The organism is Pseudomonas syringae, assembly GCF_023278085.1.
In the GTDB taxonomy this organism is placed as follows: domain Bacteria; phylum Pseudomonadota; class Gammaproteobacteria; order Pseudomonadales; family Pseudomonadaceae; genus Aquipseudomonas; species Aquipseudomonas syringae_Q.
The window spans coordinates 1,473,678-1,494,620 of sequence record NZ_CP066265.1; the positions used below are offsets into that span (position 1 = coordinate 1,473,678).

At 59.0% G+C, this 20,943-nt stretch carries 20 protein-coding genes and 4 tRNA genes; 14 read left to right on the plus strand and 10 right to left on the minus strand.

The window, feature by feature from the left end:
- Positions 1 to 129: 129 nt before the first annotated feature.
- Positions 130 to 1,266 (plus strand): elongation factor P maturation arginine rhamnosyltransferase EarP, encoded by a 1,137-nt coding sequence (gene earP / locus I9H07_RS06685; protein WP_058823959.1) that lies wholly within the window; start codon positions 130 to 132, stop codon positions 1,264 to 1,266.
- 98 nt (positions 1,267 to 1,364) lie between these two features.
- Positions 1,365 to 1,934, plus strand: coding sequence for an elongation factor P (locus tag I9H07_RS06690; protein WP_002554550.1), 570 nt, complete (start codon positions 1,365 to 1,367; stop codon positions 1,932 to 1,934).
- Between the two features lie 101 nt (positions 1,935 to 2,035).
- Here the strand turns inward: I9H07_RS06690 and I9H07_RS06695 are convergent, their stop codons facing one another.
- Positions 2,036 to 2,455 (minus strand): organic hydroperoxide resistance protein, encoded by a 420-nt coding sequence (locus tag I9H07_RS06695; RefSeq protein WP_024675860.1) that lies wholly within the window; start codon positions 2,453 to 2,455, stop codon positions 2,036 to 2,038.
- A gap of 245 nt (positions 2,456 to 2,700) precedes the next feature.
- Entirely contained in the window at positions 2,701 to 3,174 is a 474-nt protein-coding gene (locus tag I9H07_RS06700; protein ID WP_058823958.1) for a MarR family winged helix-turn-helix transcriptional regulator, read from the minus strand.
- Positions 3,175 to 3,363: 189 nt separating this feature from the next.
- On the opposite strand from I9H07_RS06700, the gene I9H07_RS06705 reads away from it, so the two are divergent.
- Positions 3,364 to 4,110: a sulfite exporter TauE/SafE family protein gene (locus I9H07_RS06705; protein ID WP_024675862.1), complete on the plus strand. Its 747-nt coding sequence runs from the start codon at positions 3,364 to 3,366 to the stop codon at positions 4,108 to 4,110.
- On the opposite strand, the gene I9H07_RS06710 is transcribed toward I9H07_RS06705, so the two are convergent.
- The gene (locus I9H07_RS06710; RefSeq protein ID WP_032606661.1) at positions 4,100 to 4,981 is read right to left on the minus strand and encodes a LysR substrate-binding domain-containing protein; all 882 of its coding nucleotides are present in this window, start codon (positions 4,979 to 4,981) and stop codon (positions 4,100 to 4,102) included. The two genes, I9H07_RS06705 and I9H07_RS06710, sit on opposite strands and share 11 nt — an antisense overlap.
- 67 nt (positions 4,982 to 5,048) lie before the next feature.
- Between I9H07_RS06710 and I9H07_RS06715 the strand changes: the two genes are divergently transcribed.
- The gene (locus I9H07_RS06715) at positions 5,049 to 5,282 is read left to right on the plus strand and encodes a DUF1127 domain-containing protein (RefSeq protein ID WP_236423362.1); all 234 of its coding nucleotides are present in this window, start codon (positions 5,049 to 5,051) and stop codon (positions 5,280 to 5,282) included.
- Positions 5,283 to 5,308: 26 nt separating this feature from the next.
- Here I9H07_RS06715 and I9H07_RS06720 read toward each other — a convergent pair whose 3' ends face one another.
- The gene (locus I9H07_RS06720) at positions 5,309 to 6,655 is read right to left on the minus strand and encodes a class II 3-deoxy-7-phosphoheptulonate synthase (protein WP_024675865.1); all 1,347 of its coding nucleotides are present in this window, start codon (positions 6,653 to 6,655) and stop codon (positions 5,309 to 5,311) included.
- A gap of 169 nt (positions 6,656 to 6,824) precedes the next feature.
- On the opposite strand from I9H07_RS06720, the gene I9H07_RS06725 reads away from it, so the two are divergent.
- Both I9H07_RS06725 and I9H07_RS06730 read left to right on the plus strand, forming a co-directional pair.
- Complete coding sequence (locus tag I9H07_RS06725) at positions 6,825 to 7,586, plus strand: spermidine synthase (RefSeq protein ID WP_236423361.1); 762 nt, start codon at positions 6,825 to 6,827, stop codon at positions 7,584 to 7,586.
- A gap of 421 nt (positions 7,587 to 8,007) precedes the next feature.
- The gene (locus I9H07_RS06730) at positions 8,008 to 9,720 is read left to right on the plus strand and encodes a DEAD/DEAH box helicase (protein WP_200866820.1); all 1,713 of its coding nucleotides are present in this window, start codon (positions 8,008 to 8,010) and stop codon (positions 9,718 to 9,720) included.
- Between the two features lie 88 nt (positions 9,721 to 9,808).
- On the opposite strand, the gene I9H07_RS06735 is transcribed toward I9H07_RS06730, so the two are convergent.
- The 3 genes from I9H07_RS06735 to I9H07_RS06745 form a co-directional block, all read right to left on the minus strand.
- A complete protein-coding gene (locus I9H07_RS06735; protein ID WP_024675868.1) occupies positions 9,809 to 10,576 on the minus strand; it encodes a DODA-type extradiol aromatic ring-opening family dioxygenase in 768 nt (255 codons plus the stop codon).
- 483 nt (positions 10,577 to 11,059) lie between these two features.
- On the minus strand, positions 11,060 to 11,947 hold the full coding sequence (gene htpX / locus I9H07_RS06740; protein WP_236425995.1) for a protease HtpX: 888 nt from the start codon (positions 11,945 to 11,947) through the stop codon (positions 11,060 to 11,062).
- 263 nt (positions 11,948 to 12,210) lie between these two features.
- Complete coding sequence (locus tag I9H07_RS06745; protein WP_058392456.1) at positions 12,211 to 13,422, minus strand: pyridoxal phosphate-dependent aminotransferase; 1,212 nt, start codon at positions 13,420 to 13,422, stop codon at positions 12,211 to 12,213.
- A 187-nt stretch (positions 13,423 to 13,609) separates the two neighbouring features.
- Between I9H07_RS06745 and msrB the strand changes: the two genes are divergently transcribed.
- Positions 13,610 to 14,005 carry a peptide-methionine (R)-S-oxide reductase MsrB gene (msrB, locus tag I9H07_RS06750; RefSeq protein ID WP_024672615.1) on the plus strand — a complete coding sequence of 132 codons (396 nt, stop codon included), beginning with the start codon at positions 13,610 to 13,612 and terminating at the stop codon, positions 14,003 to 14,005.
- 111 nt (positions 14,006 to 14,116) lie between these two features.
- The gene (locus I9H07_RS06755; protein WP_058823955.1) at positions 14,117 to 14,602 is read left to right on the plus strand and encodes a glutathione peroxidase; all 486 of its coding nucleotides are present in this window, start codon (positions 14,117 to 14,119) and stop codon (positions 14,600 to 14,602) included.
- Positions 14,603 to 14,608: 6 nt separating this feature from the next.
- Here I9H07_RS06755 and I9H07_RS06760 read toward each other — a convergent pair whose 3' ends face one another.
- The gene (locus I9H07_RS06760) at positions 14,609 to 16,960 is read right to left on the minus strand and encodes a hybrid sensor histidine kinase/response regulator (RefSeq protein ID WP_024672613.1); all 2,352 of its coding nucleotides are present in this window, start codon (positions 16,958 to 16,960) and stop codon (positions 14,609 to 14,611) included.
- 91 nt (positions 16,961 to 17,051) lie between these two features.
- Between I9H07_RS06760 and I9H07_RS06765 the strand changes: the two genes are divergently transcribed.
- Both I9H07_RS06765 and I9H07_RS06770 read left to right on the plus strand, forming a co-directional pair.
- Positions 17,052 to 17,942 (plus strand): ATP-binding protein, encoded by an 891-nt coding sequence (locus tag I9H07_RS06765; protein ID WP_024672612.1) that lies wholly within the window; start codon positions 17,052 to 17,054, stop codon positions 17,940 to 17,942.
- On the plus strand, positions 17,939 to 18,421 hold the full coding sequence (locus tag I9H07_RS06770; RefSeq protein ID WP_236425471.1) for a GAF domain-containing protein: 483 nt from the start codon (positions 17,939 to 17,941) through the stop codon (positions 18,419 to 18,421). Before I9H07_RS06765 ends, I9H07_RS06770 begins: the two co-directional genes overlap by 4 nt.
- Positions 18,422 to 18,482: 61 nt before the next feature.
- Here I9H07_RS06770 and I9H07_RS06775 read toward each other — a convergent pair whose 3' ends face one another.
- Positions 18,483 to 19,241: a hypothetical protein gene (locus I9H07_RS06775; RefSeq protein WP_080266524.1), complete on the minus strand. Its 759-nt coding sequence runs from the start codon at positions 19,239 to 19,241 to the stop codon at positions 18,483 to 18,485.
- 326 nt (positions 19,242 to 19,567) lie between these two features.
- Between I9H07_RS06775 and I9H07_RS06780 the strand changes: the two genes are divergently transcribed.
- The 4 genes from I9H07_RS06780 to I9H07_RS06795 all read left to right on the plus strand — a co-directional run bounded on the left by I9H07_RS06780 (position 19,568) and on the right by I9H07_RS06795 (position 19,979).
- Positions 19,568 to 19,643 (plus strand) — tRNA-Glu (locus I9H07_RS06780).
- Positions 19,644 to 19,645: 2 nt separating this feature from the next.
- Positions 19,646 to 19,721 (plus strand) — tRNA-Gly (locus tag I9H07_RS06785).
- A gap of 102 nt (positions 19,722 to 19,823) precedes the next feature.
- Positions 19,824 to 19,899 (plus strand) — tRNA-Glu (locus I9H07_RS06790).
- 4 nt (positions 19,900 to 19,903) lie between these two features.
- Positions 19,904 to 19,979 (plus strand) — tRNA-Gly (locus tag I9H07_RS06795).
- A gap of 101 nt (positions 19,980 to 20,080) precedes the next feature.
- Here the strand turns inward: I9H07_RS06795 and I9H07_RS06800 are convergent.
- Complete coding sequence (locus I9H07_RS06800; protein WP_058391023.1) at positions 20,081 to 20,803, minus strand: pirin family protein; 723 nt, start codon at positions 20,801 to 20,803, stop codon at positions 20,081 to 20,083.
- Positions 20,804 to 20,943: the final 140 nt, after the last annotated feature.

Consider the following 20,943-nt stretch of genomic DNA (forward strand, 5'->3'; position numbering starts at 1 on the left):
GATGTGATTGTGCCATGGCTGATGGCATGGCATGAAAACTGTGCCGCACGTTTTCCGGGCGCGAGGCTGGTGGTGAGCGGTGGTTCTGAACGACAATCAGCGTTTTGCCATCCAGACTCAGGGAGCAGGATGAAAGCCTCTTGGGACATTTTTTGCAGCGTAGTCGACAACTACGGTGATGTGGGCGTGACCTGGCGTCTGGCACGGCAGCTGGTCGCCGAACACGATCTGAATGTGCGCTTGTGGATAGACGATTTGTCAGCCTTTGTCCGGCTGTACCCGGGCGCCGATCCGCAGGCTGCGCAGCAGGTGCATGCCGGCGTTACCGTCTGTCACTGGCCTGCGCAATGGGTGAGTAGCGATGTTCCGGATGTCGTCATCGAAGCGTTTGCCTGCCGCCTCCCGGCGCTTTATGTCGAGTCGATGCCGCAACGCTCGCCCAGACCCTTGTGGCTCAACCTTGATTACCTCAGTGCCGAAGACTGGGTGTCTGGCTGCCACGGTTTGCCATCGCCGCAATCCAACGGCCTGAAGAAATTCTTCTTCTTTCCCGGCTTTCCGGGGACCACCGGAGGCCTTCTACGCGAAAAGGATTTGATCGGGCGACGGCAGGTATTTCAGCAGGACAGCGCCGCCCGGCGCGTTTTTTTGCAGGGGCTGGGTGTCGAGCCCTTGGCCGACGCACGTTTGATCTCGGTATTTGCCTACGAAAACCCGAAGCTGGGCAGTTGGCTGGAGTCGCTGGCCAGCGACAGTCGTCCGACTCATTTGCTGGTGCCGGAAGGGCGCATTCTTGAAGATTTGCAGCGCTGGCTTGGCGTTGAAGAGGTGCTGAAAGCCGGAGCGATATACGTGCGAAACGCGCTGACGGTTCAGGTTCTACCGTTCATCCGCCAGGAGCATTACGACCCGTTGCTGTGGAGCTGCGATTTCAACGTCGTGCGCGGCGAAGACTCGTTCGTTCGCGCACAGTGGGCGGGTCGACCGATGCTCTGGCACATCTATCAGCAGGAAGACGATGCCCACCTGCCGAAGCTCGATGCATTTCTGCAGCTTTATCTGGATGGTCTTTCGCCAACCGCCGGACAGGCTTTGAACCGGTTCTGGCAGAGCTGGAATACGGGCGGTGATCTGGGCAACGACTGGCAGGCGGTGCTGAATCACTGGCCTGACATAGAAAAACACGCCGAGCGCTGGTGTCTGCAACAGGCCTTGCAGACTGATCTTGCCACGGCGCTGGTACAGTTTTATGGAAATTCGCTATGATACGCGGCCTTGATATAAGGCTCTGTACGAAAAGTGCCTGCGCAGGCTATTTCTCGTACAGAGCCTTTGGTTAATTCATCCAAATTCGGATATATGCAATGAAAACTGGTAAAGAGCTGAAACCCGGTACTGTGATCCGTCTCGAAAACGATCCTTGGCTGGTTCAGAAAGCTGAGTTCACCAAATCCGGTCGTAACAGCGCGATCATGAAGACCAAGCTGAAAAACCTGCTGACCGGTTACAAGACCGAGATCGTTTACAGCGCTGACGACAAGCTGGACGACGTGATCCTCGATCGCAAGGAAGCCACCCTGTCTTTCATCAGCGGTGACACCTACACGTTCATGGACACCACTGACTACACCATGTACGAGCTGAACGCCGAAGACATCGAAAGCGTTCTGCCATTCGTCGAAGAAGGCATGACCGACGTCTGCGAAGCCGTGTTCTTCGAAGACCGTCTGGTTTCGGTAGAGCTGCCGACCACTATCGTGCGTCAGGTTGACTACACCGAAGGTTCCGCTCGTGGCGACACGTCGGGCAAGGTCATGAAGCCTGCCAAACTGAAAAACGGCACCGAGCTGAGCGTTGCTGACTTTATCGAAATCGGCGACATGATCGAGATCGATACCCGTGAAGGCGGTTCCTACAAAGGCCGTGCGAAGTAAGCAGGGTGTTGTAACCCCGTTACGCAAAAAACCCGCATCGCTGCGGGTTTTTTTACGCCTGAAATTCGTGCTGATCAGCCGCATTCTGGCTTCAAGCGGGATCAGACAGTCACATGCAGGCGCACATCAACATTGCCGCGAGTGGCGTTGGAGTAAGGGCAGACTACATGCGCTGCGTCGACCAGTTGTTGGGCGTCGGCTTGTTCAAGGCCGGGCAGGCTGACGTGCAGGTCGATGTCCAGACCGAAACCGCCGGGGATCTGGCCGATACCCACGTGAGCAGTGATTGAGGCGTCGGCAGGAATGCTGCGTTTGCTTTGACCGGCGACGAATTTAAGCGCGCCGATGAAGCAGGCCGAGTAACCCGCCGCGAACAATTGTTCAGGGTTAGTCGCTGCGCCGCCGGCACCGCCCAGTTCTTTCGGGGTCGCCAGCTTGACGTCGAGAATCTTGTCGTCGGAAACAGCACGGCCATCACGGCCGCCGGTGGCGGTTGCAACTGCGGTGTAAAGCGTGTCCATGGTGAAACCTCATTTTGACGGTGATTTTTACGCAATATACTTGCGCGCTAACTAATCTCGAAGAAAAGATAGCCGTTCAATAGTTTGCGCGCAAGCTAAATTTTGAAAACATCGATAGGGTCTTGGTGCGGAGCGGAATGGAGCGGTTACAGCGGCCCTGTCAGGGCGTATTGAAAGGTAACGATCGCTGGCTTGCTGGAGATTGCCTCATTGCAGGCGACACCAGGTCGCCTGCGGACCTGCTGTCAGAGGCTTTGCTGCAGCTGGTCGCGCAAGGCCAGCAACTGGGCTTGCAGCGCGTGGAGTTTGTCCATGCTCAGGCCGCTGCTCGAGAGAATGCAGCCGGGAACGCTCAGCGCCCTGTGCTGTAATGCCCGGCCTTGTTCGGTCAGATGCAGCAAGACCACGCGCTCGTCTTCTTTGCTACGGGTGCGGCTGATGAAGCCTTCGCCTTCCAGGCGCTTGAGCAAAGGTGTCAGCGAGCCCGGATCGGTCAGCAGGCGGGCGCTGACATCGCCCACGGTAAGCCCGTCTTTTTCCCATAACACCATCATCGCCAGATACTGCGGATAGGTCAGGCCAAGCGCCTGTAACAAGGGCTTGTAGACCTTGGTCATCATCAGCGACGTGGAATAGAGGGCGAAACACAATTGGTTATCCAGCAGCAGCGAGTCGCAATCGGCGGACTCAAGGTGGGGCGGGCTCTTGTCTGCACTCATGTCAGATCCTCGTACTCGGTGAAATGAGTTTAACTCAGTGTTGCGCTGTTTAACGCGCCGTATAATTTGCGCGCGTGCAGGCTGGCAGCAATGGCATCATGTACGGGCTAGGAAAAAACAGGCATTACCGGGTGTTGATCGCGGGCAGGACTGCGTAGCATTTGGCCATTGGATGGTTGGGGACGCAGTGTGATTGAAATTGTGATGTTTGTGTTGCTCGGCGCGGCAATGGGCACCCTCGGCGGGTTGTTCGGGATTGGCGGCGGGCTGGTGGCGATTCCGGCACTGGGTGTGCTGTTCGGCCTGGATCAGCAGTTGGCCCAAGGCACTGCGTTGTTGATGGTCTTGCCGAATGTGTTGCTCGCCTTGTGGCGCTACAACCAGCGTAACCGGATTTTGCTGCGCAACGCGCTGATGCTGATCATCCCGAGTTTCTTTCTTGCCTGGCTCACGTCACTGCTGGCGGTGCGGGTTGACCCTCAAGGCATGCGCCTGGGCTTTATCGGCTTTCTGGTGGTCCTGACGGTGTTTAACGTTGCGCAGATGTACTGGCGTAAAAAACAGGCCAGCACCGGGCTGCGTCATGAAAAGTGGCTGTGGCTGCTGGGCGTCGGTTCCGGCGTGACCGGCGGCCTGTTTGGTGTGGGCGGCGGGGTGGTGGCGACGCCGATCCTGACCAGCGTGTTTGGCGCGACGCAGGTTGTGGCGCAAGGGCTGGCGCTGTCCTTGGCAGCACCGAGCACCGGGATCACGCTGGTGACCTACGCGCTGCACGATCATGTCAACTGGTCGATGGGCATCCCGTTGGCGGTCGGCGGTCTGGCCAGCATCAGTTGGGGCGTCAAGCTGGCGCATTCGCTGCCGGAGCGAACGCTGCGCCTGATGTTCTGCGTGTTTCTGGTGCTGTGTGCAGTGATTCTCGCGCTTAAAGTCTGAACCCGTCGATGATGTACTCAGCCATGCATTCGGTGATAGGCGAGGGCGTTTTCGGATTGCGCAGCAGCACGATGCTGGCGGTCGGCAGTTGTGGCAGTTGCTCTGCCTCGCCAAGAATGCGCAGGTCAGGTGTCACCAGGCTTTGCAGTTGCGCGGTCACTGCGAGCCCGGCGCTGACCACCGCAGTGATCGCTGCCATGCTGGAGCTGCTATAGGCGATGCGATATTCGCGCTCTACGCTGTCCAGCGCATTGCAGGCCCAGTCGCGACAGAAGCAGTGCGTGTTGAACATCGCCAGCGGGATGGGTTTCTGCTCGTGGGGAGCGAAGCCGATGGCTTCGATCCAGACCAGACGCTCCTGACGCAGCAGCGTACCTATCTCGGTGCCAGGCTTGCGGGTCACGATGGTCAGATCCAGATCGTGACGTTGCAGCAGCAGGTCCGAAGGCTCGCAATGTACCTCCACCTGAACCAGCGGATAGGCCTGCGCAAACTGCGACAGAATGCCGGGCAGAAAGCGCATCACGTAATCGTCGGGAGAACCGATTTTCACCACGCCAACCATGTGCGGCTCGCGCAGGGTATTGAACACCTCGCTGTGCAGCTTGAGGATGCGCCGCGCGTAACCGAGCAACACTTGACCTTCGGCCGTCAGGTTCAGGGTGCGGCCGTCACGCTGGAACAACTGGCGCTGCACGACGTCCTCTTCCAGCCGCTTCATCTGCATGCTGACCGCCGACTGCGTACGATTGACGGCTTCGCCTGCGCGGGTAAAACCGCCGTGATCGGCGATCGCTACAAAGGTGCGCAACAGCTCGGTATCAATGCTCGGATAATGGGCCAATACATCAATCTCCCAGATGGACTGCATAAGAAACATTCGTTGGATTGATCTTACGCCTGGCGCGAGACTTTAGTCATCCCACATGGAGGGCTAGATGATGAAAGGTCAAGAAGAGTGTGTACTCGCCGTAAGAGCCGCCGGGCATTCGCCGTTTGGCAAGGCGTTGACGGCTTTGAAGCATCACGTGCGGCGCTGGCTGGAACTGCATCGCCAACGCCAATATCTCGCGCAGATGAGTGATGGAACGCTGAAGGATCTGGGTTTGAGTCGGGCCGATATCCAGCAGGAGATCGAGCGTCCGTTCTGGGACGACCCGCTCAAGCGTTGAGCGGGCATTTGACCTCGGTGCGTTGCTTAGCGCCTGACCTGTTTCAGGGTCTCGGCGATCAGAAACGCCAGTTCCAGAGACTGATCGGCATTCATGCGTGGGTCGCAATGGGTGTGGTAGCGATCACCCAGGCCGTCTTCGGTGATCGGACGGGCGCCGCCGATGCATTCGGTGACGTTCTGGCCGGTCATTTCGATATGGATGCCACCGGCGTAGGTGCCTTCAGCCTGATGCACCTGAAAGAACTGCTTCACTTCGCCAAGGATCTGCGCAAAGTCACGGGTCTTGTAACCGCTGCTGGCCTTGATGGTATTGCCATGCATCGGGTCGGAACTCCACAGCACCTTGCGGCCTTCGCGCTCTACGGCGCGGATCAACTGCGGCAGATGGTCGGCGACCTTGTTGGCGCCCATGCGCGCAATCAGGTTCAGGCGCCCCGGATCGTTATCCGGGTTGAGAATATCGATCAGCCGGATCAGATCGTCGGTGTTCATGCTTGGGCCAACTTTCACGCCAATCGGGTTGTTCACCCCACGCAGGAACTCAACGTGCGCGCCGTCCAGTTGGCGGGTGCGGTCGCCGATCCACAGCATGTGTGCCGAGCAGTCGTAATAATCGTTGGTCAGGCTGTCGCGCCGCACAAAGGCTTCTTCATAGTTGAGCAGTAGCGCTTCATGGGCGGTGAAGAAACTGGTCTCGCGCAACTGTGGCGAGCTGTCCATGCCGCAGGCGCGCATGAACGCCAGTGTTTCGTCGATGCGCCCGGCCAGCTGGCTGTATTTTTCGGCCAGCGCCGAGTTGGCGATAAAGTCCAGATTCCACTTGTGCACTTGATGCAGGTCGGCGAACCCGCCCTGAGCAAAGGCGCGCAGCAGGTTCAGGGTCGCGGTGGACTGGTTGTAGGCCTGGATCAGACGCTCAGGGTCTGGCACACGGCTTTTCTCGTCGAAACCGATACCGTTGACGATGTCACCGCGATACGCCGGAAGCGTCACGCCGTCGATGGTTTCGTCATTTGCCGAGCGCGGCTTGGCGAATTGCCCGGCCATGCGTCCGACCTTGACCACCGGGCAACCGGCAGCAAAGGTCATCACGATTGCCATCTGCAACAGCACCTTGAAGGTGTCGCGGATCTTCGCTGCCGAAAACTCCATGAAGCTTTCGGCGCAGTCGCCGCCTTGCAGCAGAAAGGCGCGACCCTCGGTAACCTCGGCAAACTGACGGCGCAACTCGCGGGCTTCGCCAGCGAACACCAGCGGCGGGTAGCTGGCAAGCGTCTGTTCGACCTTGAGCAGGTGCGCGGCGTCAGGGTATTGAGGTTGCTGCTGAATCGGCATTGCCCGCCAGCTGTCGGGGCTCCAGGGTTGGCTCATTATTGGCTCTAGGGTTGTGCAATCGGATCGGTATGTTAGCAGTTCGTCGTGGGCCTGGCAGTGCGGCGCATGGCATCGGGATAGTGTTGCGGCCGCAAGATGTGACAAAGCCGCGCGCTTGCCGGACAATTCGCGTTTTGCGCCCGGCGCAACCAGACCAGGAACGGTAATGACGGAAGAGCGTGAGCGCGTAGAGCGAATACTGGCTGAGGTGCATGACGCCTTCGGCATGATCCGCGTGCTGGAAGTGGAAGATTACCGCTTCCTCGAGTTTGGCGATGCCATCGAGCAGAGTTGTACGTTTGTGGCTGACCCGAGCTGGCTGGAATACGACTACACCCGCGCCATGCTGATTGGCGCGTTGTGCCATGACGCCCCGGAAAGCGCGCTGTTTCTGGGGCTGGGTGCCGGAACGCTGACGCAGGCGTGCATGAAGTTTCTGCCGCTGGAAGACGTGGAAGTCATTGAGCTGCGCCCGGACGTCCCGCGTCTGGCCATGGAGTTCATGGGGCTCGACGACGATCCGCGTCTGTATATCCGCATCGGCGATGCGCTTGATCTGCTGGACAGCGCCGAGACGGCCGACCTGATCTTCGTCGACCTGTATACCGATGTCGGGCCCGGGGTCGGGCATCTGGCCTGGAATTTTCTGCAGAGCTGCCAGCAGCGCCTCAATCCCGGCGGCTGGCTGATCATCAATCAGTGGGCAACCGACGACGGCAAGCCGCTGGGCGCGGCACTGTTGCGTGGCCTGTATCACCGCCATTACTGGGAGCTGCCGGTGAAGGAGGGCAACGTCATTCTGATCGTGCCTGCCGATCTGGATCAGACGCTGGATGTCGAGGCGTTGAGTCAGCGTGCCGAGGCGCTTGCCCCCCATTTGGGTTATTCGCTCGATACGTTGATCAAGGCCGTCCGGTCTGCCACTTGAGTGAACAGATTGTGGCAAGCGTCTTCCGGATTTTGGGTGAGACAATTCGCCACACTGTGCAGGCCGCAATACCGGTTATCTGTCAGATCAGATGAAACGTTTAAGCGACAAGGCCCGCAAACGCGGGGCTGCGCCTTGCGCCTTTAGCCAGGCGACGGTTTGAAGGCCTGTTATTGCTTAGGCTGAGGGCAATGTCTCGTAAAAAAAAGACTCACTTTCACGCGTAATTCCGGTATAGTGCGCGCCGGTCTTTAACAGGACCCTCGTCAAGGTATTGCAATTTCCCGAAGCCAGCTTCGGCTGCTTGTTCGCTCTGCGGACTATCCTAGGCGATCCATTCATCAAACGTTTTCGCAAATCCCCGCCGACAAAGCAGCCAGGGTGACTTTAGGGTCGTACACGGCACGCGCAGCTTTGGAGCATGGGTCTTTGCGGATGCACTAGAGGCAGACCCATGACCCAGGAATTCGGCGGCTTCGCCGCTTTTGAACTTCATCCAAATATCCTCGCAGCCGTTATCGCCACTGGCTACGAAGAGCCTTCGGCCATTCAGCAGCAGTCGATCCCGATCATCATGGCCGGCCACGACATGATCGGCCAGGCGCAAACCGGTACCGGTAAAACCGCCGCGTTCGCACTGCCTATCCTGCATCGGATCGACCCGAGCAAGCGCGAGCCGCAAGCACTGATCCTGGCCCCGACCCGCGAACTGGCACTTCAGGTTGCCACCGCGTTCGAGACCTACGCTAAACAAATGCCGGGCGTGACCGTTGTAGCGGTCTACGGCGGCGCGCCTATGGGCCCTCAGCTCAAGGCCATCCGCAATGGCGCACAGATCGTTGTCGCCACTCCGGGTCGTCTCTGCGACCACCTGCGTCGTGACGAGAAAGTCCTGGCGACCGTGAACCATCTGGTTCTCGACGAAGCGGACGAAATGCTCAAACTGGGCTTCATGGACGACCTCGAAGTCATCTTCAAGGCCATGCCGGAAACCAAGCAGACCGTATTGTTCTCGGCTACCTTGCCGCAGTCGATCCGTGCCATCGCCGAGCGCCATCTGCGTGATCCGAAGCACGTCAAGATCCAGACCAAGACCCAGACCGTTACCGCGATCGAGCAGGCTCACCTGCTGGTTCACGCTGACCAGAAGACCTCGGCTGTATTGAGCCTGCTGGAAGTTGAAGACTTCGACGCCCTGATCATGTTCGTCCGCACCAAGCAGGCGACCCTTGATCTGGCAAGCGCCCTTGAAGCCAAAGGCTACAAGGCTGCTGCACTGAACGGCGACATCGCCCAGAACCAGCGCGAGCGCGTTATCGAATCCCTCAAGGATGGCCGTCTGGACATCGTTGTGGCGACCGACGTTGCTGCCCGTGGTCTCGACGTTCCGCGTATCACCCACGTGTTCAACGTGGACATGCCTTACGATCCGGAATCCTACGTTCACCGTATCGGCCGTACCGGCCGTGCAGGTCGCGAAGGTCGTGCACTGCTGCTGGTCACTCCTCGCGAGCGCCGCATGCTGCAAGTGATCGAACGTGTCACCGGTCAGAAGGTTGCGGAAGTCCGCCTGCCGGATGCCCAGGCCGTTCTGGATGCGCGCATCAAGAAACTGACCAACAGCCTGTCGCCGCTGGTCGCTGATGCCGAATCGACTCATGGTGATCTGCTGGATCGTCTGACTGCCGACATCGGTTGCAGCCCTCGTGCCCTTGCTGCTGCACTGCTGCGCAAGGCTACCAACGGTCAGGCTCTGACCCTGGCAGCCATCGAGCGCGAGCGTCCACTGGTTCCGAACAACGCCCCTCGCGGTGATCGTCCAGAGCGCAGCGGTAGCAGCGACCGTGGTGATCGTCCTGAGCGTGAGCGTCGTGCGCCGGTTCCATTGGCCGAAGGCCGTGCTCGTTGCCGTACCGCGCTGGGTGCGCGTGACGGTATCGCTGCCAAGAACCTGCTGGGTGCCATCCTCAACGAAGGCGGCCTGGCCCGCGAAGCGATCGGCCGTATCCAGGTTCGTGACAGCTTCAGCCTGGTGGAGCTGCCGGAAGATGGTCTTGAGCGTCTGCTGACCAAGCTCAAGGACACCCGCGTTGCTGGCAAGCAGCTCAAGCTGCGTCGCTATCGCGAAGACTGATCTGCTCCTGAGCTGATCGGCCAATAAAAAATCCCCGACTGGTTCGGGGATTTTTTTGTTCTGGATTCAGGACATTGTCGCTATCGCTTTAACCGAATCGATAGATGTCCATCCCCAGTGCGCCCATGGTGAATCCCTGATAGGCAATGCTGAAAGCGCCACCTGCGCCGCGCGCGAAATACAGCGGTAGCAGATGCTCGTCACTCGGATGTGCACGCATGGCATGCGGGGCCAGGCTGCGGTAGTGGTGCAGGGCGGCTTCATCGTCGTGTTGCAGCTTGTCGATCATCCAGTCGCGAAACCCGGCGGCCCAGGGCTCGGCGCTTTCCGGTCCGGCGTTCCAGTCCAGGTCGCGCAGGTTATGGGTGATGCTGCCGGAGCCGATAATCAACACGCCTTGCGCACGCAAGCCAGCCAGCGCTCGGCCAACCCGCGTTTGCAGTTGCGGCCCTTGGTGGCTGGGCAGGGAAATCTGCACCACCGGGATATCGGCCTGCGGGTACATCAACGACAGCGGCACCCAGACGCCGTGGTCAAAAGGGCGTCTGCTGTCGATACGTGCAGGCAGGTCGCTGGCAGCGAGCAGTTCGACTACCGTCCGGGTCAGTTCCGGCAAGCCTGGAGCAGGGTATTGCACAGCGAATAGCTCAGGCGGGAATCCGCCGAAGTCATGCCAGGTTTCCGGCTGAGGATTGCCGTTGACGATAAGCTCGTGGCTTTCCCAATGCGCCGAGACCATCACGATTGCGCGAGGCCTGGGCAGGCTGGCAGCCAATTGGGTTAACGCAGGACCACTTTCGCCAGGCTCCAGTGCCAGCATGGGGGAGCCGTGGGAAATGAAGAGGCTGGGGAACATTCAAAAGCTCCAGAATATGGGAATGACCCATAGTCGGTCATTCTCATGATCTAAATCTAATATAAGTTCTGAAGGTTTTTGATCGGGTTTTCAGATGGTTTGAAAGGGTGCTGGCTTGCGCAAGTCTGCTGTCCGCTCTTTTGCCCACGCACAGCGCTCAGCGTTATACACAAGTCCGCTTTTGATTCTGGCCGGAGGCCGTAGGAGCGAACTTGTTCGCGAAAGGGCCGGTATGATCGCCGAAAACGCGTCGTCTGAAACAATGTCTTCGCGAACAAGCGAAGCGTCGCCCGGTTCGCTACTACGCCCTTGCGGGCAGAAGCCTGAAAGGCACGTAATCCGGGCTGTCCAAGGCTTGTATATAACGATGAGCGCGGAACGAGAGGAACGAGAGGTGTCCGGGAGAGCACTTCTCGCTGCTAGCTGCTAGCTGCTAGGCGCAGAGCGCAGGCGCAAGGCCTAGCCTTGCGCCTGCTGATACCCTCAACCGCGACGGCGCAGCGCTTCGATGCGTTGTTCCAGTGGCGGGTGACTCATGAACAGGCCCGCAAGCCCCTTCTTGAGACCGGAGCTGATACCGAACGCCGTCAGGCTGTCAGGCATGTTCACCGGTACGCCCTGTTCGGAACGCAGGCGTTGCAGGGCGCCAATCATCGCATCGGTGCCCGCCAGGCGGGCACCGGCGTCGTCGGCGCGGAATTCACGCTTGCGCGAAAACCACATGACGATGGCGCTTGCCAGGAAGCCCAGTACCAGCTCGGCAAAAATGGTCGTGATGTAGTAGGCGATCCCCTGACCGTTCTCGCTCTTGAAGATCACCTTGTCGACAAAATTGCCGATGATGCGGGCAAAGAACATCACAAAAGTGTTCACCACGCCCTGCACCAGCGCCAGCGTGACCATGTCACCGTTGGCAACGTGGCCGATCTCGTGCGCCAGTACGGCTTTCACCTCGTCCGGCGAAAAGCGCTCCAGCAAGCCCTGGCTGACCGCAACCAGGGCATCGTTCTTGTTCCAGCCCGTGGCAAACGCATTGGCCTCATAGGCCGGGAAGATACCGACTTCCGGCATCTTGATGCCCGCGTCACGGGACAGTTGTTCAACGGTCTGCAGCAGCCATTGCTCATGACGAGTACGCGGCTGGGTGATGATCTGAGTGCCGGTGCTCATTTTCGCCATCCACTTGGAGATGAACAGCGAAATCAGCGAGCCCGCGAAACCGAACACAGCGCAGAAAACCAGCAGCTGATTGAGGTTCAGATCAACCCCGTTGGCCGCCATGAACCCATTGAAGCCAAAGAGGCTCAGGGTGATGCTGGCAATCAGCACGACCGCAAGGTTAGTGGCCAAAAACAGCAAAATGCGCATCATGGTCGAAACGTTCTCCTCAGGTAAATATGTAACTCGATGCCGGGTATATAAGGTGGTGACCGCTGCTATTCAACACAGGGACTATTTCAAACTGTGTCGTGCTGACGTCATCGATGGTATTCCCGACAAGCTGAACGGGACCTGAGCCAAGGCGTCCGGCACCTGAGGGCATTTGCTCCGTCAGCGCGGGAGGGTGAAGCGGGGCTGAAATAAACTGCCCCGAACGGGTCGGGGCAGGCGTAGAGCTATCAGGTAGAGCCTGGTTACTGACGATAACTTTTGAGGAAGTTACCGATCCGGCCAATGGCCTGCTCCAGCTCGTCAACGCGTGGCAATGTGACCACGCGGAAGTGGTCAGGGTAGGGCCAGTTGAACGCTGTGCCCTGAACCACCAGCAGTTTCTCCGAGAGCAACAGGTCCAGAACGAACTTCTCGTCGTTGAGGATCGGGCAGACTTTCGGGTCAATGCGTGGAAAGGCATACAACGCACCCATCGGCTTGACGCAACTGACGCCGGGAATGTCATTGAGCAGCTCCCAGGTACGGTTGCGCTGCTCCAGCAGGCGGCCTGGCGGCAGGATCAGGTCGTTGATGCTCTGATAACCGCCCAGTGCAGTCTGAATCGCATGCTGGCTCGGCACGTTGGCGCACAGACGCATGTTGGCCAGAATGTCGATGCCTTCGATATAGCTCTGCGCGTTGTGCTTGGGCCCGGAAATGGCGATCCAGCCGGAGCGGAAGCCTGCGACCCGGTACGACTTGGACAGGCCGTTGAAGGTCAGGCACAGCAGGTCAGGCGCCAGCGAGGCGGTGCAGATGTGCACAGCGTCGTCATACAGGATCTTGTCGTAGATTTCGTCGGAGAACACCACCAGATTATGCTGGCGAGCCAGCTCCAGCATGCCCAGCAGCACTTCGCGCGAGTACACCGCACCGGTCGGGTTGTTCGGGTTGATGATGACCATGGCCTTGGTGTTGGGGGTGATCTTGGCCTTGATGTCTTCCAGATCCGGCCACCAGTTGGCCTGCTCGTCGCACAGGTAATGCACCGGGCTGCCACCGGACAAGGCGACGGCAGCGGTCCACAGTGGGTAGTCGGGGGCCGGAACCAGCACTTCGTCGCCATTGTTGAGCAACGCCTGCATCGACATCACAATCAGCTCGGACACGCCGTTGCCCAGGTAGATGTCTTCGATGCCGACGCCTTCGACCTGCTTCTGCTGGTAATACTGCATGACCGCCTTGCGGGCGCTGAACAGGCCCTTGGAGTCGCTGTATCCCTGCGCAGTCGGCAAGTTGCGGATCACGTCCTGGAGGATTTCGTCCGGCGCCTCGAAACCAAACGGTGCCGGGTTGCCGATGTTCAGCTTGAGGATGCGATGACCTTCCTCCTCCAGGCGTTTGGCGTGCTTGAGCACTGGCCCGCGAATGTCGTAGCAGACGTTTGCGAGCTTGTTCGATTTGCTGAACTGCATGGTGATGATCCCGAAAATGAAGCGGTTGCCGGCTTGCAGCGAGGGCCGCGGCACGGACTCCATGAAAATGGGTTTGTGTGCGGCAAACGCGGGTGCCAGACTGACGTCTGACCTGGCGCAATCATACGTGCCACCTGATCTGTGGAAAAGATACAGATCGGGCTTTTTCCGATTCGGAGGTGTACCTGTGGACAAGTTGCAGAAAACGCTTGAAGAGTGGAAGCAGATGCTCGACCCGGAGCAGTACAACGTTTGCCGCCTGAAAGGCACCGAACGACCTTTCTCCGGCAAGTACAACGAGACCAAGACAGCAGGCGTCTACCACTGCATCTGCTGCAACGAGCCGCTGTTCGATTCCACCACCAAGTTTGACTCCGGCTGCGGCTGGCCGAGCTTCTATGCACCGCTGGAAGGCAGTGCGGTGGTCGAAGTGCGCGATGTCAGCCACGGCATGATTCGTACCGAAGTGGTCTGTGCCAAATGCGATGCGCACCTGGGGCATGTGTTCCCCGATGGTCCGGCGCCGACCGGGCTGCGTTACTGCATCAACTCGGTGTGCCTGACGCTTGAGCCTCGCGAATAACGCGAACGGGTTTGTTCATCGGCATCAATCCCGGGAATTGGCGTGCGTGCTGTTCAATTGCACGCTAACGTCAATTGTCCTGACACCGTCACCGTCCCGAGGCCTATGTCCATGAGCGAAAACCTGCTGAGCATCCCCGTCACCACCCTCAAGGGCGAACAGAAAACCCTGGCCGATTTTGCGGGCAAAGCGGTGCTGGTGGTCAATACGGCAAGCAAATGCGGCTTCACGCCTCAATACAAAGGGCTGGAAAAACTCTGGCAGGACTACAAGGACAAGGGGCTGGTGGTGCTTGGCTTCCCCTGCAACCAGTTCGGCAAGCAGGAGCCGGGAGATGAAAGTGCGATCTCCGGGTTTTGCGAGCTGAATTACGGCGTTACCTTCCCGCTGTTCAAGAAGATCGATGTCAATGGCGATCAGGCCCACCCGCTGTTTGTGCAACTCAAGCAGCAGGCTCCGGGGGTGTTGGGGACGGAACGCATCAAGTGGAATTTCACCAAGTTCCTGATTGGCAACGATGGCACGCTGGTCAAGCGTTTTGCGCCGTTGACCAAACCGGAAGAAATGACCGGCGAAATCGAAGCCTTGCTGCGCTAGGCCCGCTTAACTCTCCTCGGTGATCGGTATCCACTGATCGAGAATGCTGACCAGTTCGGCGCGTCTGAACGGCTTGGCCAGATAATCATTCATGCCCGCTGCCTTGCAGCGCTCGCGCTCGTCGGGCATGGCATTGGCCGTCAGGGCGACGATCGGCAGGTTCGGCCAGCGACCGCTGCTGCGGATCTGCCGGCTGGCTTCGTAACCGTCCATGACCGGCATGTTGCAGTCCATCAATACCAGGTCGAAGTGGTCGTGTTCCAGTTGCTCCAGCGCCTCGCCGCCATGGCTGCTGATCACCACTTCGCAGCCCAGTTTGCCGAGAATGCCCTTGGCCACCAGTTGATTGACCGGATTGTCCTCCACCAGCAGCACGCGCGCCGGGCGTTGCGTGGTCTGTTCAAGTGCCATCGGGTCGCGTGAGCCGGGTTCTTCCTGGCTCAGAACCCGCCTCAGTGTGTGATAGAGCGCATTACGCGCCAGTGGCCGGGCCTGCTGCTGCAGCGGCGCCAGAGCGGCCACCTGCTCGGCGGGCATGAAGTTGCCGTAGGCGGTGACCAGCAGAATCGGTACCGGTGTGGTCGGACGGATCGCGAACAGGCACTCGGGGCAGTCGGTAATCACCAGGTCCGGACCGCTGTCGAGCTCCATGTCGTCCGGACGGTCGTCGATGCTGCGTCGCTTGACGTCAACGCCCCAGAACGGGAGCAGGGTGCCGAGCAGCTCCACCAGGCCGCTGCCTGCCGAGCTGATCACCGTGACCCGGCCTTTGAGCGGGGTCTGAGCGACCGCAGGCAGGTTGATCGGCAGTGGCAGCTCGGCGCAGAACTGGCTGCCAAAGCCGGATTGCGACTGAATGCTCAACTGGCCGTTCATGGCCTCGCACAGGTTGTTGGTCAACGCCAGCCCCAGTCCGGTGCCGCCGTACTGGCGGGTGATGGCGGCTTCCGCCTGGGTGAAAGGCTGAAAGATTTTCGCCTGAGCGTCCTGCGCGATGCCAATACCTGTGTCGCGGACCTCGATGCGCACCCGGTTTTCGCCGCTGGTGGCGTCCAGGTGATGCGTAAGGCGTACGTCTACGCGCCCGAAACGGGTGAATTTGAGCGCATTGGACAGCAGGTTGCTGACAATCTGCCGGACGCGGGTCGGGTCGCCGGTGACCATGGCCGGGAAGTCCGGCGCGATCAGGCAGGTCAGCTCCACACTGGGCGCTGCGTTCTGCGACAGCAGATTGGCGGTGTCCTCGATCAGTGCGCCGAGGTCGAACGGGATGCGTTCGATTTCCAGATGCCCGGCGTCGAACTTGGACATGTCGAGAATATCGTTGAGCAGTTCCACCAGCACTTTGCCCGAATCGTGGGCGATCATCAGTTGCTGGCGTTGCTCGGCACCGAGCGGGCTGTCCAGCGACAGGGCGAGCATGCCCAGCAGGCCGTTGAGCGGGGTGCGGATTTCATGACTCATGTGCGCCAGAAACGCCGAGCGGGCGTGCGCCATGTCCAGCGCAGTACTGCGCGCGATCTGCAATTCCTCGTTGGACTGGCGCAGGCGCATATTACTGGCCTTGAGTTCATTGGTGCGTGCCGAGACGATGTTTTCCAGTTGATTGAGGTGGTCGGTCAGGCGGTCCTCGGCCGCCCGGCGCCGGGAAAACTCGCCGCTCATGGTTTCGATCTGCCGATTGAATGTGGCGACCAACACGCCGATTTCATCCTGCTCATGGTGCGGCGGGCAATTGATCCTGGCCTGATCGGGGCTGCGCGGGTCGCGGCTGCTCAACTCGCGGATCACCCTGACCAGCGGTTTGGTGAGCGTTGCGTAGAACAGAATGGTCAGAATCCCCGCCAGCGCCAGGCTGCGCACAAAGCCATTGAGCAGGGTGATTTCTGCGCGTTGCAGGAAATGGCTGCCGAAAGCGAAGGTGTCGACGGTCAGGTAGAGTGTGCCGATGGTTTCGTCCGGCAGATGATCAAGGTGCAGCTTTTCCTGAAACTGGCGGCTTTCGCCGAACAGCCAGTCACTGAGCATTCGATAGCGTCCGGAGGCCATCGGGCGTTCTACGCTGGCGAGCACCGTGTCGTTGTTGTCGGTCAGTCGTGCACTGATCACGGCAGGGGAGTGCAGCAGCCCGAGGGTCAGTTCCTGAGCCAGCTCGGCATCGATGTTATAGGCAATGCGCGACGCAGGGTTGCGGGTGATTTCCAGCAGGGATTTGATTTCGCGATTGATGGAGGCGTCTTCGCTGGCATAATCAAGCGCAATCTGCGCAAAGCTCAGCAAGGTTCCCAGCGCGAAGCCGATCAACACCGCCAGGCGCGCCTGCTTGAATGAAAGCCTGTTTTTGAGCGATATATCCATGAATACCTACTGCCACTTCGGGTGCCCGGTGCCGGTCAAGCATAGCTGATCGGCATCGGTGACCAATCAGTTAAATACGTAAGGAGATCACGTGGATTCTCGGTTGGATGCTTTTCTGCAACGCGCTGACGCCGTGCTGGCCCGGCTAGAGCCTCTGCTGCCTGCGCTACGCGAGCCGGTCGAGTGGACGCAGGTGCTGGCCGCCCGCTGGGTGCGCGAGGGGCGTAGCGGCTATCTGCTGCCGTTGCAGGTCAGTCTCGATACGCGCCTGACTGATCTGATCGGCGTTGACCTGCAGCGCGACCAGTTGGGGCGCAACACACGCCAGTTCATTGAAGGTCTGCCGGCCAACCACGCGTTGCTCTGGGGTTCGCGGGGGACGGGCAAGTCCTCGTTGATCCGCGCACTGCTGGCCGAGTACGCCTCGGCAGGTCTGCGCCTGATCGAGATCGAGCGTGATCACCTGGGCGACTTACCTCGCGTGGTCGAGCAACTGCAAAAGCTGCCGCAGCGTTTCGTGCTGTTCTGTGACGACTTGTCGTTCGAGTCGGGCGAAGGCGATTATCGGGTGTTGAAAAGCGTGCTCGACGGCTCGCTGGAACAGGCCCCGGACAACGTGCTGCTGTATGCCACGTCCAATCGGCGCCATCTGGTGCCCGAGAAGGAAAGCGACAACGCCAACTGGGCTCACGTTGATGGCGAATTGCATCCCAGCGAAGCGGTGGAAGACAAGATTGCACTGTCCGACCGGTTCGGCCTGTGGCTGTCGTTCTATCCGTTCACGCAGGAGCACTACCTGGATGTGGTCGAACACTGGATCACTCAGCTGGCGCACAAGGCAGGGTTGCAATGGCAGCGCGACGAGCCACTGGAAAAGGCTGCGATCCGCTGGGCCACAGCGCGGGGCAATCGCAACGGCCGCTGCGCTTATCAATTTGCGCGTTACTGGGTAGGACTTGAATTGTTGGAGCAACACACATGATTGATTTGCAAAACACCGGCAACGGACTGGATGGCTACGGCTTGCTGGCGGCTCAACTTGAGGCGCTGCTCGCCGATGAGCGTGATTTCATCGCCAATGCCGCACAGTTTTCGGCGTTTCTCTACACCCAGATCGAGGATTTGAACTGGGCGGGCTTTTATCTTAATCGCAACGAAGAACTGGTACTCGGGCCGTTTCAGGGGCAGATCGCCTGCGTGCGCATTCCCTTTGGTCGCGGCGTTTGCGGGGCGGCCGCGCAGAGTCAGCAAACACAGCGTGTTCAAGACGTGCACGAATTTCCCGGACACATCGCGTGCGACAGCGCATCGAACAGTGAACTGGTGGTGCCGCTGGTCAAGGAAGGGCGTCTGATCGGCGTGCTGGACCTGGACAGTCCGAGCGTGGGGCGTTTTGCGGAAGAGGATCAGGCGGGAATCGAGCGTCTGGCCGCTATCTTTCTGGCTGCTACCGACTGCTGAGCAGGTCTCGGTCTGCCAGGCGCTGCCCGCGCTCAGGGGGCGGGCAGCGGCGGGGCACTCATCAATCGTAGATGACTTTTTTCTTCCATTCCGATTCGGTGTCGTCCTGCTTCAGACCTTCGGTCAGCGCATTGTCGTCGTCTTCGGTCGGCGCGGTGTTGGTCAACACTACCGAGTTTGCACGGGCCAGTTGCTTTTCCATTGCCAGCAGTTGTTGCTGATAGGTAACGGGGTCCGGCTGGTTGCGCAAATACTGCACGCCTCGTTCGAACGCCAGACGCGCCTGGCCTGGCTGATCCTGAGACAGTGCAGTCTGGCCCAGGTTGTTGAAGAATTCGATGTGCAGGTTGACCAGAATGGTGCGGATTTCACGAATCCAGTGTTTGGCCTCGCTGGTTTGCAGAAAACCGTCATGCGCGGCACGTGTGACCTGACCATGCAGGGCTTCCAGCAGAAAACGAACGTCCTTGGCCTTGGCTTCGGTCTGGATAGGCGTGACCGGGTTGGTTATTTCGATGCCTTCGCCTTTGGCAATCTGTTCTTCCAGTTCGCCGATGCGGTGTTTGAGCTGGGCGTTGCCTTTTTCCATGTTCAGCATGCGCTGCACAACGTTGAGTTCCAGGCGAGCCAATAGCAGCTTCAATGCTGGCGACATCAACTGGCCCGGGAATACTTCGGTGATCTCGCTGCAGCGACGCAGTCGGTCACTCAGTTCAACCTTGGTCCGGGCTTTCTCCAGTTTGCCGTTTTCAGCGACGTGATTCAGGTAGCCGATCGCGATTAGCAGTGCGATACCTGCTACTACCATCAGCGTGATCATGAGTGGAGTCACTGTGCAAACCTCATTTGTTCAATTAGTTTTAGCGCGAGTGTAGTGGCTAAGCACTACTGCGCATAGATGTCCTTATCCGAGTTTGTCGGCATCTCTTCTATATAGATGAGGACAGATCAGGCAACTGAACGATATTGCTCAGGCGGGCGGCCGGTCGGCTGCCGTCGGTCAGTGTCTGAACGGCAGCGAAGTTATTGATTTCAATAAATTTTCAGAATGGGGTTGACGACCCCTCAAAGCATCCATAGAATGCGCGCCACTTACAGCGTAAAGCACACAGCGTAGCGCAAATAAGTAGTGAATGTTGTACGTGTGTCCCCTTCGTCTAGTGGCCTAGGACACCGCCCTTTCACGGCGGTAACAGGGGTTCGAGTCCCCTAGGGGACGCCATTGCGGGAATAGCTCAGTTGGTAGAGCACGACCTTGCCAAGGTCGGGGTCGCGAGTTCGAGTCTCGTTTCCCGCTCCATTTTTAAGCAGCTTTGCCTCAGGGCAGGGTTGAGTGAAACCAGTACACATCTGCGGATGATGTCTGGAACTGAAACACACACACCATGGTGTTTCAGGCAGTGTCCCCTTCGTCTAGTGGCCTAGGACACCGCCCTTTCACGGCGGTAACAGGGGTTCGAGTCCCCTAGGGGACGCCATTTTGCGGGAATAGCTCAGTTGGTAGAGCACGACCTTGCCAAGGTCGGGGTCGCGAGTTCGAGTCTCGTTTCCCGCTCCATATTCACAAAAACGCCGCTCATCAGAGCGGCGTTTTTGTTTGTGCGTTATACCGCTGTATGAGAACGCCGCTTCCAGGAGCGGCGCATTGTCAGCATCAGCTCAAGGCATTTGCGGCAGTTCATTGGGCCGCATATCGAACACCAGCACTTCTGCATCAACCCCTTCGCTCAGGCTGATCAGCCGCTCGTTACGCACGCGCACCCCGTCACCTTCGCCAAGCCGCTGGCCATTGAGCACCACGCTGCCACGGGCGACATGCACGTAGGCATAGCGATTGTCAGCCAGCTCAAGCGCGGCGCTTTCATCACCCTCGAACAGACCGGCATACACACGGGCGTCCTGACGAACTTTCAGTGCGCCATTCTCGCCTTCAGGCGCGATGATCAGCTGCAAGCGGCCGCGTTTCTGCTCAGGGGTGAAGTGTTCCTGCTGATAATTTGGAGTGGCACCGGCGACATTCGGCACGATCCATATCTGCAGGAAATGCACGCCATCGGTCTGCGAGTGGTTGAACTCACTATGCGCCACGCCGCTACCGGCACTCATCAGTTGCACGTCGCCAGGGCGAATCACCGAGCCGGTACCCAGCGTGTCCTTGTGTTCCAGCGCGCCTTCCAGCACATAGGAAAAAATTTCCATGTCGCGGTGCGGGTGCTGGCCAAAGCCTTTGCCGGCAGTTACCCGGTCGTCATTGATGACCAGCAGATCGGAAAAGCCCTGTTCCTGCGGATTGCGATAGCTGGCGAACGAAAAGGTGTGGAAGGACTTCAGCCAGCCGTGATCAGCTGCGCCGCGATCGGAAGCGTTGCGAAGAGTCAGCATGATTCTTTCTCCATCGAATATCGACGCTGCACATTCAGCAATCGATCAAGTGAGATCAAGATTACTGACTATCTCTCGATGCAATAAGTAGCTGAAAGACGAATCACTGTCTCGTTCTGGTTGACAGTGCCAAGTGTAGG